The 13689-nt window shown below is 35.8% G+C and carries 13 protein-coding genes; 4 read left to right on the top strand and 9 right to left on the bottom strand.

Annotated features, from left to right (window positions below; all coding sequences use genetic code 11):
• Position 1 precedes the first annotated feature (1 nt).
• The 7 genes from K5R64_RS14865 to K5R64_RS14835 all read right to left on the bottom strand — a co-directional run bounded on the left by K5R64_RS14865 (position 2) and on the right by K5R64_RS14835 (position 5928).
• Entirely contained in the window at positions 2-1297 is a 1296-nt protein-coding gene (locus K5R64_RS14865; protein ID WP_220764549.1) for an NAD(P)/FAD-dependent oxidoreductase, read from the bottom strand.
• A gap of 135 nt (positions 1298-1432) precedes the next feature.
• Entirely contained in the window at positions 1433-2215 is a 783-nt protein-coding gene (locus K5R64_RS14860; protein ID WP_255580392.1) for a hypothetical protein, read from the bottom strand.
• Between the two features lie 327 nt (positions 2216-2542).
• Positions 2543-3235, bottom strand: coding sequence for a TIGR04283 family arsenosugar biosynthesis glycosyltransferase (locus K5R64_RS14855; protein WP_220764547.1), 693 nt, complete (start codon positions 3233-3235; stop codon positions 2543-2545).
• Positions 3228-3986 carry a DUF547 domain-containing protein gene (locus tag K5R64_RS14850; protein ID WP_220764545.1) on the bottom strand — a complete coding sequence of 253 codons (759 nt, stop codon included), beginning with the start codon at positions 3984-3986 and terminating at the stop codon, positions 3228-3230. The genes K5R64_RS14855 and K5R64_RS14850 overlap by 8 nt, the downstream gene beginning before the upstream one ends.
• Before the next feature lie 60 nt (positions 3987-4046).
• A complete protein-coding gene (locus K5R64_RS14845; RefSeq protein WP_220764543.1) occupies positions 4047-4919 on the bottom strand; it encodes a sterol desaturase family protein in 873 nt (290 codons plus the stop codon).
• Positions 4920-5510 carry a TIGR04282 family arsenosugar biosynthesis glycosyltransferase gene (locus K5R64_RS14840; RefSeq protein WP_220764541.1) on the bottom strand — a complete coding sequence of 197 codons (591 nt, stop codon included), beginning with the start codon at positions 5508-5510 and terminating at the stop codon, positions 4920-4922.
• Positions 5503-5928: a rhodanese-like domain-containing protein gene (locus K5R64_RS14835; RefSeq protein ID WP_255580391.1), complete on the bottom strand. Its 426-nt coding sequence runs from the start codon at positions 5926-5928 to the stop codon at positions 5503-5505. The genes K5R64_RS14840 and K5R64_RS14835 overlap by 8 nt, the downstream gene beginning before the upstream one ends.
• A gap of 203 nt (positions 5929-6131) precedes the next feature.
• On the opposite strand from K5R64_RS14835, the gene K5R64_RS14830 reads away from it, so the two are divergent.
• Complete coding sequence (locus K5R64_RS14830) at positions 6132-7046, top strand: alpha/beta hydrolase (RefSeq protein ID WP_220764538.1); 915 nt, start codon at positions 6132-6134, stop codon at positions 7044-7046.
• The gene (locus tag K5R64_RS14825) at positions 7047-7508 is read left to right on the top strand and encodes an OsmC family protein (RefSeq protein ID WP_220764537.1); all 462 of its coding nucleotides are present in this window, start codon (positions 7047-7049) and stop codon (positions 7506-7508) included.
• Positions 7509-7703: 195 nt separating this feature from the next.
• Here the strand turns inward: K5R64_RS14825 and pepT are convergent, their stop codons facing one another.
• Positions 7704-8990, bottom strand: a complete 1287-nt coding sequence (pepT, locus tag K5R64_RS14820) for a peptidase T (RefSeq protein ID WP_220764536.1) — start codon at positions 8988-8990, stop codon at positions 7704-7706.
• A 217-nt stretch (positions 8991-9207) separates the two neighbouring features.
• On the opposite strand from pepT, the gene K5R64_RS14815 reads away from it, so the two are divergent.
• Positions 9208-10227 (top strand): quinone-dependent dihydroorotate dehydrogenase, encoded by a 1020-nt coding sequence (locus K5R64_RS14815; RefSeq protein WP_220764535.1) that lies wholly within the window; start codon positions 9208-9210, stop codon positions 10225-10227.
• Between the two features lie 117 nt (positions 10228-10344).
• Here K5R64_RS14815 and K5R64_RS14810 read toward each other — a convergent pair whose 3' ends face one another.
• Positions 10345-11295: a sugar phosphate isomerase/epimerase gene (locus K5R64_RS14810; protein ID WP_220764534.1), complete on the bottom strand. Its 951-nt coding sequence runs from the start codon at positions 11293-11295 to the stop codon at positions 10345-10347.
• Between the two features lie 179 nt (positions 11296-11474).
• Between K5R64_RS14810 and K5R64_RS14805 the strand changes: the two genes are divergently transcribed.
• Positions 11475-13607: a TonB-dependent siderophore receptor gene (locus K5R64_RS14805; protein WP_220764533.1), complete on the top strand. Its 2133-nt coding sequence runs from the start codon at positions 11475-11477 to the stop codon at positions 13605-13607.
• Positions 13608-13689 lie beyond the last annotated feature (82 nt).

Raw genomic sequence — 13689 nt, 5'->3', positions numbered from 1 at the left:
TTTAAGCTCTTTTAACTCCAACGCATTGATTAATGAATTGCTTTTGAATTTCTCGGATATGACTTTTGTAAAGTTCGGGATCAAAGTTCGCTTGTGCCAAATGTTGTATCACATAATCAATGGTTTTATTTTCGTTGAGGACTTTGTCAAAAAAGTCATGGCGCATTCGGATTCCGAAAGTGTTGATGCCCAAAAAGGTGCTGTCATTTTTGTCAAATGCTATTCGGATGGCTTTTTTACCAGCTGAATGTTCCCAATAAAAATGCGCCTCATTCTCCTTAGGTTGTGCCCAAACCCAACCGTACGTTTGGTATTCAATATCGAGAAATTTAGCCGAGTTGAACCAATGTCCCGGTTGGTATTCAGTATGATTGCCGGTTAAGGTTTGTGCCAAGGTTTCGCCCATGATCCTTCCAGTGTACCAGACTGCTTCGATAGGACGACGTTGTCCGATGGCTTCGTGTTGTTCCGCACAATCGCCTATGGCATAAATATCTTCGTAATTGGTTTGAAGATAGCGATTGACTTTTACTCCTTTCCCCAATTCAATTCCTGAATTTTTTAGGAAATCTACATTGGGAGAAACGCCCGCTGTTAGTCCAACTAATTGGCATTCGATGGTTTCGCCTTTGTCGGTAATAATGGCTCTTGCGCGACCCTTTTCATCAGCGAGAATTTTTTTTAAGCTAGTTTCTAATCGCAAATCAATATGGTGTTCACGGATGTGACGATTAATCATTTGGCTTTCGCCAAAAGGCAAAACACCGTCCCAAAAACTTTTTTCCCGAACCAAGAAAGTGACTTCGATTTTGCGTGAACGCAACATCTCGGCAAGTTCTATCCCGATGAGTCCTCCGCCCACGATTACGGCTCTTTTGGTACTAGGTGCCCATTGTTCAAGAGATGCGACATCTTGTTTGTGATACAGTCCAGTCACTCCTTTATGGTCTTGCCCTGGCCAGCCAAATTTGTTGGGTTTAGACCCCGTGGCAAGGACTAATTTGTCGTAATGTAAAACGGTATTTCCTTGCAATACAATGGATTTTTCTTCAGGAAAAACTTGGGTTACCTCTTGGTGAATTAAGTCAATTTGGTTTTTTTTCCAAAAATCATTTTCATACGGTTGGGTATGTTCCCATTTCATATGCCCCATAAACACATACATCAAAGCGGTACGGGAAAAGAAAAATTCAGTTTCCGATGAAATAATAGTGATTTTGAAATCCGATTGTTTCCGAATATGTCGCGCGAGGGTAACTCCCGAGATTCCGTTTCCGATGATGACAATGTGTTTCATAAATAGTTTTTAATCCGTTTGGTGAAATGAGGTTTTCAGAGTTCATTTTATGACCGTTGTCACATTAAGCTTGTTGAAGCTTCGGGACAGACTGACATTGGGGGTGTGTACTGTCCACTCAAGAGAATCTGGGTTTTAGATTGTTTTGAAATCGGAACCAGGAGCAAAAGTATTGGCATCTACTTTTATGAATTTGATGTTGGTTAGCGTTGCGTTGCCAATTTCTTCAGTCAAACCTTTATCAGTTGCCCATTCCCAAAAACTCCATTTTGTCGCCACAGGAATACCGTCAATAGTCTTGTAATCTGTATATTTTATAGCATGAGGATTTTTCTCAGCTTCTTCTTTGTTTTTATTAGCAGTGACAATATAAGCCGCTTTTTCAATTAGATTGGTTGCTTTATTGGTATAAACAACATACCAATCGTCAGGAGCGTCGCCCGTTCCTGCTTCAAATGTTAGGCGTTGGCTGTCAAATTTTTCATGATCAGATTCTTTGTTTTCATAGTTTTCCCATTTAGTACCTCCATCACTCATTTTATAAGGGAATAAAAAGAAATACGACCATGTGTAAGCATCAAATCGAACAGATTTTTCAGATGGAACATCTGGGGAATAATAGACTTTGTCATGGTCCGCAATAATTTTGGCTCCATTTTTAAAAACAATCAATCCTTTGCTCGAATTCGTTAAAAGCGTCATTGTCGCGTTCATACGCTCTTTGCCACCAAAAAATAATTGAATGTCAAATTGGATAGCTTCTTTTGCACTAAAAGCTTCTTTGTGGTGTGCTTTTTCAGTTTTTTGAACAAAAGTTTCTTCTTCTTTGTTTTTTTCTTCCTCTTTAGAAGATTTGCAACTCGCTAGCGAAAATGTTGTTAGAAAAATGACTACGACTGTTTTTGTGAATGGATTCATGTGTTTTTAATTTAAGCGATTTGATTATTTTTTAAATTATTAAGTCATTAAAAAATTTATTTAAATAAAATTTATCTAGAAACTTCGGGACTTAATGGTTCTTTTTCTTTTTTTATATAAATAATATCCGTTGGGTGCTATTAATCTTTCATTGATGATTTTTCGTCAGTTCGAGTGAATTTTCAGAAAATGCGAATAGCTTTTTCAGGAAATTTGTATCGAGAACAGGAAAAATGTCATTAAAAACGGTTCTCGATACATTTTTTGTTCCGTTTCTCTCCACAAAAAACACTCGAACTGACGTTTTTAATAATTGCACACAATAAGTTAAATAATATTCCTATTGTAATATTCTTGTAAGCTATTTATGGAATGCCCCATCTTTTTTTTGAGATGAATCACACCAAAATGGTATTGTAATTTCCAAACGCCGATTTGTTTGTATTTCCTTGCGGAAGTAATCAGGTAGTTCGGAATCACAACAAATTGTTTTTTGGCGTAAAGCCGTTCAATAATTTCGTTGTCCTCATAAATGATATAATTTTCGTTAAAACCATTGATGTTTTCAAACAACTCTTTGGATATAAATAAAGACTGGTCGCCACCCCTGCAACTGCTGTGATTGAAACGGGTAAACCATTGTGAAATCAATAAAAGGGGATGATTCCAGTCAAATTTCATGCGGAAGCAACCTGCGAGATTTCCTTTTTCAAATTGTTTGAATATCTCCAAATCAAAATTTGCAGGCGGGAAACTGTCGCAATGTAAAAAATACAACATATTGCCCGTTGCTTTTTGGGCACCCGTATTCATTTGTCTGGCTCTGCCTTTGGGCGACTGAATCAAACGAATGGTTTCCGAAGGAATGATTTTTTCCGGTGAACCATCCGTGCTGCCACCATCGACAACAATAATTTCATAGTCGATGTTTTTTGAAATTACTCTTTCAATATACGACAAACTAGATTGAATCGTTTCAACCTCATTGTACATAGGGATGATAATCGAAATCTTATTCATTTAAACTCCAGTTGTAATCCTTGAAGGAAATTTTTGCATTCGAATTAATTTTTACAGTGCTATACTGATTCAGATATTCAATTAAACTGCCTTTAGTTGTGAAATCTTTTGAAAACCAATTGAAAATTTCTGAAACTTCAATTTGGTTGGGGGAAATAGTATTTTTTGATTTATCGTTGATGAAATCTTGAGCAACTTTAGCAAGTTGTTTGCTTAGTTTCGTTTCGGTATAGGCTTCGTTTAGTAAATTGGGACACGAATAAGAGGCACAATTGATGGCAAAATGAATGCGGGGTTCGCTCATTTTACGCAATATTTTATGTTCTACTTCTTCGAGACTATATTTTTGACCACCAAGGGTGAAGAATTTTTTACCCCAAGGATTATTGATTTCCTTGATGCTTTTTACGGGATAGTTATTAAGAATTAATTTTACGGTAAAAGCATTGTAAACATTAATCCAATAGGCTAGTGTGGCGTTTCGGTTCCAGGATTTTGAAGGCGTTGCAGTTGCTAAAACAGCCAGATAGGCATCCAGCTCTTTTTGATCTTTAAGAAAGCCTTTGTAGTTTACTTTACCTGAATTGGAAACATGTTTTCGTACCAAGGCATCCCATTTGGAATGATCAATGGATTGGATGGATTCATTGGCACTCAAGACAATTTTTGTGGCTACATTTGGGTCTTTTGAGAAGTTGTTGCACATGGAAAATAGAGGCAATAAGAGTATAAAGTAGCATAGCTTTTTCATGTTTTGTCTTTTTAATTTGTAATTATAGTCGGTGCTATATGCGATTCCTGACACTTTTTTTTATTTTTTTATGGGGTACAATTCTTGTTCTAAAAAATCTTTTGGGAACTGTTCGTCTTGGTCAAAACCCAGTTCGATGTTTTTTCCATCCGATGGAATGTAATTGGTCTTGAAAAGATAATCCCAGAGACTCAAAGAAATCCCGAAATTGATGCCGTTTTTGTTAGGGATTTTTTTGCTGTGGTGCCAGATGTGCATTTTAGGATTATTCAATAGGTATTTTAAATAACCATAATCCCATCCAAGGTTTGCATGGTTCAAATGACCAATGGCAATACTAATGAAATGAACAATAAAAACGTCTTCCAGTTGAAATCCACCAATCAGGATGATGGGGACATACAAAATAGTTTTGTACACGATAGGTTCCATCCAATTGTATCTAAAATGCGCAGCAAATCCCATTTCCTTAACGCTATGATGGGTTTGATGAATTTTCCATAAAAAGGGAACCGTATGCAGTAGTCGATGGACGTTCCACTGAACGAAATCACTAATGATAAAAAATAGAAAAAGAGACAGTGGCTTAGGCAATTCTGATAAGGAAAACAATTGAATCGATGAGAGTTGGACACCGAATAATGATAAAAAATCGTTGATGAGTTGCTCTGTTAGATTGGATAATGCAATGAGTAAAATAAGGTTGAGCAAGAAAAAATTAAAAAAGAGATAAAATAAGTCCAACCAAAAATCTTTTCGCAGTACCTTTTGGTTTTTTCGCCAAGGAAACAGCAATTCCAGTACAAAAACCACTAACGAAATCGCAATTAGCCCATAGAAATAATTGTCCCAATCTGGAAAAATGATTTCGTTTTTGAGGTAATTAAAATAACCCTGATAGGATTCTTGTATAATTTGAAAATACTTTTCCATTTATTTTAAGTGATAATTGCTTTGTTTTAAATCATCCAGCGTGTCAATATCGTTCAAGGTAATTAAAAAATACACCTGAGCAATGTTAATTTCGCTCAAAGTATCAGCCAATACTGAGGGTGTACCCCATTCTTTGTTTTGGAACAACCCTTTTTTCATTTTCTTTAACCCTAATAAATAATATCCTCCATCTTGTGCGGGACCAATGATGATTTTCTTTTTGTCTAACATTTGGAAGGCTTTTTCAATTAAGTCGCTAGTGAGGTCGAATAAATCACTCCCAATAATGATGCATTTTTTGTAGCCTAATTCAAAAAGATAATCAAAAGCAGCTTCCATTTTGTTGCCTAAATCGCCAGTGGCTTGAAGGCGTTTGTGAAAGCAATTGTTATCCCAAATATCATTTTCTATAATTTGTGTGTCATAAAAAACATATTTGTCGCAGGCGATGGATTGGGTTTGCTCCATAGTATGTTGTAACAAATCGCGATAGACCTGTAATGCTTTTTCATCTCCAATAGATTGTGCTAAACGTGTCTTTACCTTACCTAATTCAGGATTACGAGTAAAGATGATCAAGGCATTATTCATAAATTTTAATTCCTTTAGTGAGATATTGGCTCCATTGCTTGTTGTAAGCATGAACGCTGTCTGTAGCTTGTTGTTGTGAATTGACAACTTGGCCACCTTTGTTTTTGTATTCAAAAATCCCGCCAAAGAGATTGTAAACACGAGTATAACCCAATTTTAGTAATTGTTCAGCAATTTGTTCTGAACGTATTCCTATGGAACAATATACGAGAATGGGGGTGTTTCGGTTTTTGACGAGTTTTGTTACCTGCTGGGGTTTAAAAGTTGAAAATCCTACCCAAAAGGCATTCGGAATGTGACTGACTTTAAACTCAATGGCTTCTCGGGCATCTAAAAGGATGTATGGGTTGTTTTTCAATGCGTTAACATGAACATAGGGTACAGTCTCTTTGTTGTATTTTTTTAATATTGTAGCCATGGAGTTTTGGGCTAGCAGAGGTGTCAACAACATCAAAAAAAGGCATGAAAATACAGTGCGCATAGCTGTTTTTGATAAAAGTATTCAAAATTATAGAGATTAAAAAATAAGTTCGATGAAATGCATCGTGCCAAATTATGCAGTAGTGGATAAAAAAGTTAACTTGCAATCTTTGTTTTTTATAAAAAATATAAACGTATCCTATGAAAGCCTTATTTAGTTCGTTATTTTTAGTAGTCACTTTCAGTTTTGTTGCACAAGACAAGGTGGTGACATTGTATCTTCAAAAAGTACCTAATAGTAAGACGGCTGTTGATTATAAAGAGACGGCAGAAACTGCAGAAGATAAAAGCGTTCGAATAAAAAAAGTTAGTAATCCTGAATTATTGGTTTTTTGTCCCAAAAAAGTAACACCCAATGGTGTGGCGGTTTTAATTTGTCCTGGAGGTGGTTACCGTTTGCTTTCAATGACCAATGAAGGATATACAGTAGCCGAAAAACTGAATGAAAAGGGGATAACCGCCTTTGTATTAAAATACCGTTTGCCGGATGATGAAATCATGATAGATAAAAAAATAGGTCCCTTGCAAGACGCGCAACAAGCGATGAAATGGATTCGAGAAAATGCGACGAAGTACCATCTCGATGAGAACAAAGTAGGAATAATGGGATTTTCGGCAGGAGGTCATTTGGCTTCCACTGTGGGGACACATCTCGACCAAATCGAAATTGAGAATGCTACTAAGACTAATTTACGACCTGATTTTATGGTACTGGTTTATCCTGTGATTTCTTTTGGGAAGTATCAACATAAAGGTTCGAAGCAAAATTTATTAGGTGAAAAACCAAGTGAAGCAGTGGTGGCGCAATATTCTAATGAATTGCAGATAACCAAAGAAACCCCAATTACTTTTTTGGTTCATGCTGCTGATGATAAAGCAGTTCCTTTTCAAAATAGTGTCGATTTTTATATGAAATTGCATCAGGAAGGCATTCGAAGTGAAATGCATCTTTACCAAGCAGGAGGCCACGGTTTTGGGCTGAACAATAAAACGATCAAGGATTCTTGGTTTGACTCGATGTTACATTGGTTAGAAACCAATCAATTATTGAAATAAATGGATGTAAAACACTTTTTTAAAGCGCGCTTGGATTGGTTCGCTAAGCCCAAAGGAACCACTCGGTATGTTAAGAATCATTCTGTGACGATGGAAGGGAAAGACCCTTTGCGTCTTTCAGCAGCTAAAGCATTCAAAGGCGATCCTACAGCATATAATCCCGAAGATTTGTTGTTGAGTAGTGTTGTGTCTTGCCACATGATGTCCTATTTATTTGTATGCCATCAGCACGGTATAGAAGTTATTTCGTATCAAGATGAGGCACAGGCTGTTCTGGAAGTAGGAGCAAATTATGCTGGACGCATTACAGAAGTTCAATTATTTCCCAAAGTGACTATTCGTCAAAAAGACAAAATAGCCCTTGCGTTATCGTTGCATACCCAAGCAAATGCATTGTGTTTTATTGCAAATTCCTGTAATTTTCCTATTGTGCATAGTGCAATTTGTGATTACGAAGAATAAGGCTGGAAAATAATTAAACCGCAGATTCGCAATTATTATTACTATAAGTCTTTTAAAACTTGCGAATCTGCGGTGTGAATTTAAAAGTATGCATTGAAAGGACCAAGGTTTAATTCAATTCAAACCCAAATTAAGCTGAATTGAATTTACACCCGGCTTTTATTCCTATTAAAAACCGAGGTAATGGGAAGTTTTTTACTTTACAGCAACTTGTTTTTTAGTTTTACTCATTGGCAAACCATAATTAGGAAGTGCGGTTAATGCAGCAATTTTAGTAATGACTTCTACTGCTTTTAGCATGCTTTCTACTGGGACATATTCGTATTTTCCATGAAAGTTATGACCGCCTGCAAAAATGTTAGGACAAGGCAATCCCATATAAGACAATTGACAACCATCGGTACCACCACGAATGGGTTTAATGATGGGTTTAACATTGACTTCTTTCATCGCTTTGGCCGCAATATCAACGATATGTTTTACTGGGAGAACCTTTTCTTTCATATTGTAATATTGGTCTTTTATCTCAGTGATAACAATATCTTCTCCGAACTTTTTAGCATATCTTTTATTGAATTTTAGGGTGATTTTTTCAATTAATGCTTTGCGTTTTTCAAATTTTTTCTTGTTGTGATCTCTGATAATGAGTTCTAAAACAGTTTCTTCTATTGAGCTATTTAAGTGATGAATGTGAAAAAAGCCTTCATATCCTTTTGTTTCTTGTGGGGTTTCGTCTTTTGGTAAGGCATTGATAAAATCGTTTGCTAGCAACAGAGAATTTATCATTTTTCCTTTGGCATATCCGGGATGAACGCTTTTTCCCTTGAAAATAATTTTGGCTCCAGCCGCATTAAAATTTTCGTATTCTAATTCCCCAATTTGACTCCCGTCCATGGTGTAAGCCCACTGCGCTCCAAATTTTTCTACATCAAAATGATGCGCTCCACGACCTATTTCTTCATCGGGTGTGAATCCTACTCGGATCTTTCCGTGCTTAATTTCAGGATGTTGGATGAGGTATTCCATGGCAGTTACGATCTCAGTTATTCCGGCTTTGTCATCAGCGCCTAAAAGAGTAGTTCCATCAGTAGTAATCAAGGTTTGTCCTTTGTACTGCAATAAATCTTTGAAATAATCAGGAGAAAGAATGATGTTTTTTTCAGCATTTAATACGATGTCTTTCCCATCATAATTGGGAACAACTTGGGGTTTTACATTTGCACCTGTAAAGTCTGGACTCGTATCAAAATGCGAAATAAAACCAATGGTAGGTACATCATGTTCGACATTGCTAGGAAGGGTTGCCATGATGTACGCTTTGTCGTCGATGGTAACCTCTTGCATACCAATTGCTTTTAAATCTTCAACTAATTTGTTAGCTAAATCCCATTGTTTTTGAGTGCTGGGAGTTGTATTGGATTTTGAATCTGATTCGGTGTCAATCGTTACATAGCTTATGAAACGGTCTATAATAGGTTGCATAGTTTTTAATTTTTTTGTGAGTCACAAAGATAGGTTTTTTGAATCATATCTTTTTTTAGAACCATTATGAGGTTAGGTATTTTTAGGAGAAGAGGTATGTTGAATGTAGGTGAGAATTTGAGATTTACGATTCAGAATTTGAATTTAAAATTTATCATCAACTGTTTCTTATTCGGTTAGATAGTACTATTTTTGTACCACTTTAAAAACAACACCTATGTACAAATTATTACTTCGTCCTTTGCTTTTTTGTTTTGATCCTGAAAAAGTACATTATTTTACCTTCTCATTGGTTCGATTTACTTCAAAAATTCCGGGATTTAGTGCTTTGTATAAAGCAATGTATTTGGTAGATGACAAACGTTTAGAGACGGAAGTTTTTGGATTAAAGTTTAAAAATCCAGTGGGATTAGCCGCTGGTTTTGATAAGGATGCCAAGTTGTACAAAGAGTTGTCAAATTTTGGATTTGGATTTATTGAGATTGGAACGCTTACCCCAAAAGGGCAAGAGGGAAATCCTAAAAAACGCTTGTTTCGCTTGAAAGAAGATTCGGCTATCATTAACCGAATGGGTTTTAATAACGGTGGTGTAGCAGAGGCTGTCGCACGATTAAAATCAAATACCGGTGTTTTGATAGGTGGGAATATTGGAAAAAATAAACTAACTCCTAATGAAGAGGCGACCTCTGATTACGAAATTTGCTTTGATGCGCTTTATGATTATGTGGATTATTTTGTAGTCAATGTGAGTTCGCCTAATACACCTAATTTACGTGCTTTACAAGACAAAGAGCCGTTGACACAGTTATTACAAACCTTGCAAAATAAGAATGTTGCAAAGCCCAAGCAAAAACCGATTTTATTAAAAATAGCACCTGATTTGACCGATGAGCAATTATTGGATATCATTGAAATTGTTAGTGAAACGAAAATAGCAGGAGTTATTGCTACCAATACAACCATTTCTCGTGAAGGCTTGCAGTCTGAAAACAAGACCGAAGTAGGAGGATTGTCAGGTAAACCGCTAACCAAGCGTTCCACTGAAGTGATTCGGTTTTTATCTCAAAAGAGCAACAAAGCATTTCCTATTATTGGAGTGGGAGGGATTCATACTGCCCAAGATGCAATTGAAAAATTAGAAGCAGGAGCGAGTTTAGTTCAACTATATACAGGTTTTATTTACGAAGGACCTGATTTGGTTAAAGCCATTAATAAAAAGATTTTGGCTAGAAAATAACTGTAAATTTCATTCTCGTTCCCTTATAAAAGGAGGCTGTCCTAAAAGCATCCATCCGGTCTTTTTATTTAAATGGATAAAAGACCTTTTTTTGATGCTTTTATGACAGCTTTTTTTTTAGGCTTCTTTCCATAATTTTTGGACGGCACGAAGGTCTTTTTTCATGGCATCAAAAACTATTTTTTTATCTATTTTGATGGTTTGATTTCCTTTTTCGGCTCCTCCTAAGTCATATTCTAAGTGCAGTGAAACAGGTGGGGTTAATCCGTGTTTTTTTAGCAATTTGAAGTAGGAGCCAAAGTCTACCATTCCTTCTCCAATAGGACAGTCTTCAGCTGACCAAACCCCGTTTTTTTTCACCCATTTAAAGTCTTTAAGCACAATAGTCTTAATTTGCGATTGTAATAAGTGGAAACCATTTTGCCAAGAATAACCCCCTTCGACTGTCGCGTGTCGGATGTCATATTGTGTACCAAAATAAGTTTGATTGGCATTTTTTAATATTGCTTCAACTTCCCAAAAAGAAGCGCCAATACTGGTGCCAGCATGATTTTGATAGCAACCTATAATATTAAATTGTTGATTGAATTCACTGAGTTTTTTAATTTCTTCTCGATACTGTAATAATGCTTGTGGCATGGATACGTTTGGGGGGTATTTGAACCAATTGGTGCGGTAAAAACCAATTTTCTCCTTTGCAGCAGCTTGAATAATGGCAACATCTAGTGGGTTTTGAACACTTTCAATTGCAGTTGTTATCATGGTACAATGTGATCCCGCTTTTTTGATGTCTTGCATGGCTTTGGGTAAATCAGTATGTACAGCCTCTGGCAAGACATGCCCTTTGGGACGGACAGTTAAATCCAGTCCAGAAAATCCAATCTCAGCAGCTACTTCGCCTGCTTGATAATAATCTAAAAATTGTAAATGTTTTGAAAATACATTAATAGATAGGGTTTTTGTATCTGTTGCATTGTTAAATAGTGGAATAGAAAGATCAATAAAAGGAATAGCACTCAATCCTAAGGCGCTGTTTTTAATGAAAGCTCTGCGGTTATTTTTTGGCATAATGTAAATATTAAATTGGTTAACCAAAATTAAGCATTTATTTGGTTATAAATAAGCGGATTATCTTTTATTAAAATAAAAAAATAATAAGTTATTTTTATTTATTCTAAATAAATTTTGCTTTTATGGTTTTGGGTTTTTACATTTGCGACATTATTTTAATTCAATCTAAATAAAACATGAAAAACACCATTTTACTTAGTTTTGCTGTACTATTTACTCATAGCATTTATGCGCAAAAAAAATCCAAAGACACGATTACTAAATTAAAAGCCATTGAAATTATTCAAAATCATAAATACAAGCGAGAGAAAAGTATCACTGTAGCAAAAATGCCTTTGAATAATATTGAAAATCCTCAGGTGTACAACACGGTAACTTCTGATTTGCTAAAAGAACAAGTGGTAACTAATTTTAACGATGCACTTAAAAATGCCACAGGTATTACTCGCTTGTGGCAATCCACTGGTAGAGGAACTGACGGTGGCGAGTATTATACTATGAGAGGATTTTCAGTACAACCTACGATTATTAATGGATTGGCAGGAATCAATAACGGTAGTATTGACCCTATTAATATTGATAACATCGAAGTGATAAAAGGACCTTCGGGAACCTTGTTTGGAAGTAGCCTTATTTCGTATGGTGGTTTAATTAATTTGGTAACCAAAAAGCCTCATTCTAGATTTGGTGGAGAAATTAGTTATAATTCGGGAACTTATGGTTTGGATAGGGTAACAGCCGATGTAAACATACCACTCAACGCAGATGTTTTGGTCCGTGTCAATACCGCTTATCAAAAAGAAAACTCTTTTCAAGATGCTGGTTTTTCAAAATCTTTTTTCTTGGCCCCTTCCTTAAGTTATAAGGTAAATGACCGATTGTCATTTTTAATCAATACGGAATTTTCGAATAGAAATTCATCCAATGCTCCGATGATTTTCTTAAATAGATACAACCCACTAACCTTTAACTCGATGGAGTTGTTTGAAAAAAGTTATGAAAAATCATATACTTCAAACGAATTGACCATCAGTAATCCAACATTTAACATGCAAGCACAGATGTTCTATAAGTTATCAGACCAATGGACCTCTCAAACCGTATTGTCTAGGAGCAATAGTAAAACAGATGGTTATTATTCTTATTTATGGGATTCTTCAAATGGGGATGAATTTACTCGATTTATTTCTAAAAGAAATGGGGAAACCATGGCAACAGACATACAGCAAAATTTTATTGGAGATTTTGAAATAGGCCGTATGCGAAATCGTTTGGTAATAGGAGCAGATTATTTTAAATCGGATATTCTCAACGGTAGTACGGGCTGGAGAGTAAACGGAATAGTTTCTTTACAAAATCAAACCGATACTGGTGATTTGACACAAGCTGGTGTAGATAATGTACTAGCGGGAACCTATTCTGGGAATTCAACTGCGGAGACAGAAGTATTGAGTGCTTACGCCTCGGATGTTTTGAATATTAGTGATAGGTTTTCGGTAATGGCTAGTTTGCGTGTGGATCATTTCAAATCGGGTACAGGTGATGAAAGTCATTCTCAAACGGCAGTATCTCCAAAATTTGGAGCTGTTTACCAACTTATTGAAAATAAAGTGTCGCTTTTTGGAAATTACATGAATGGGTTTACCAATGTAGCTCCAAAAGAAGTTACTGATGTGAATGGTTTAAATCCTGAGCTAAAAACATTTGACCCTGAACAGGCAAATCAATACGAATTTGGATTAAAAACAAATCTGTACAAGGATATTGTTTCGGCAACGATAAGTTATTATAATATTGATGTGAAAAACAGGTTGATGACTGACCCAACTAACATCAACAATTCCATACAAGGAGGTGAAGTAAATAGCCAAGGAGTCGAAGTGAGTTTGACGGCTAATTTAGCTAAAGGATTGAATGTAATTGCAGGTTTTAGTAACAACCAAAGTGAGGTTACTAAGGACAATCCTGGTGATGGATATTTAGGTTTGAGACCAGAGGAGGCAGGTCCAGAAACCTTAGTAAATTTATGGGCTAGTTATACCTTGTCGTCAGGAGCTTTAAAAGGATTTGGAGTTGGATTTGGAGGGAATTATGCAAGTGAATATAAAACTTTAAACAGAGCCAATATAGGAACTTTTACTTTGCCTGAATATACCATTTTGAATTCGGCTTTGTCTTATAATGATGATAAAATTACGGTTATACTAAAAGTTAATAATTTGCTAAACGAAAAATACTATTCAGGCTGGTCCACCATTACTCCTCAAAATTTAAGAAGTCTTACCGCTGGATTGACATATAAGTTTTAAGTAAAATACTAAACATACCTAACAAAGAGAGTGACTAAAAAGTACTTGTTTTGAGTCGGCGGTTTCAAATAATTGAGAGGAT

Origin of the sequence: Flavobacterium sp. UMI-01 (genome assembly GCF_019656315.1) — a bacterium.
Classification (GTDB): Bacteria; Bacteroidota; Bacteroidia; order Flavobacteriales; family Flavobacteriaceae; genus Flavobacterium.
This window is presented reverse-complemented; position numbering and strand designations above follow the sequence as displayed.

Bases quoted from the DNA above. Each gene is read 5' to 3' on its own strand.
- K5R64_RS14865 (WP_220764549.1), bottom strand. From the start codon at position 1,297: ATGAAACACATTGTCATCATCGGAAACGGAATCTCGGGAGTTACCCTC.
- K5R64_RS14860 (WP_255580392.1), bottom strand. From the start codon at position 2,215: ATGAATCCATTCACAAAAACAGTCGTAGTCATTTTTCTAACAACATTT.
- K5R64_RS14855 (WP_220764547.1), bottom strand. From the start codon at position 3,235: ATGAATAAGATTTCGATTATCATCCCTATGTACAATGAGGTTGAAACG.
- K5R64_RS14850 (WP_220764545.1), bottom strand. From the start codon at position 3,986: ATGAAAAAGCTATGCTACTTTATACTCTTATTGCCTCTATTTTCCATG.
- K5R64_RS14845 (WP_220764543.1), bottom strand. From the start codon at position 4,919: ATGGAAAAGTATTTTCAAATTATACAAGAATCCTATCAGGGTTATTTT.
- K5R64_RS14840 (WP_220764541.1), bottom strand. From the start codon at position 5,510: ATGAATAATGCCTTGATCATCTTTACTCGTAATCCTGAATTAGGTAAG.
- K5R64_RS14835 (WP_255580391.1), bottom strand. From the start codon at position 5,928: ATGGCTACAATATTAAAAAAATACAACAAAGAGACTGTACCCTATGTT.
- K5R64_RS14830 (WP_220764538.1), top strand. From the start codon at position 6,132: ATGAAAGCCTTATTTAGTTCGTTATTTTTAGTAGTCACTTTCAGTTTT.
- K5R64_RS14825 (WP_220764537.1), top strand. From the start codon at position 7,047: ATGGATGTAAAACACTTTTTTAAAGCGCGCTTGGATTGGTTCGCTAAG.
- pepT (WP_220764536.1), bottom strand. From the start codon at position 8,990: ATGCAACCTATTATAGACCGTTTCATAAGCTATGTAACGATTGACACC.
- K5R64_RS14815 (WP_220764535.1), top strand. From the start codon at position 9,208: ATGTACAAATTATTACTTCGTCCTTTGCTTTTTTGTTTTGATCCTGAA.
- K5R64_RS14810 (WP_220764534.1), bottom strand. From the start codon at position 11,295: ATGCCAAAAAATAACCGCAGAGCTTTCATTAAAAACAGCGCCTTAGGA.
- K5R64_RS14805 (WP_220764533.1), top strand. From the start codon at position 11,475: ATGAAAAACACCATTTTACTTAGTTTTGCTGTACTATTTACTCATAGC.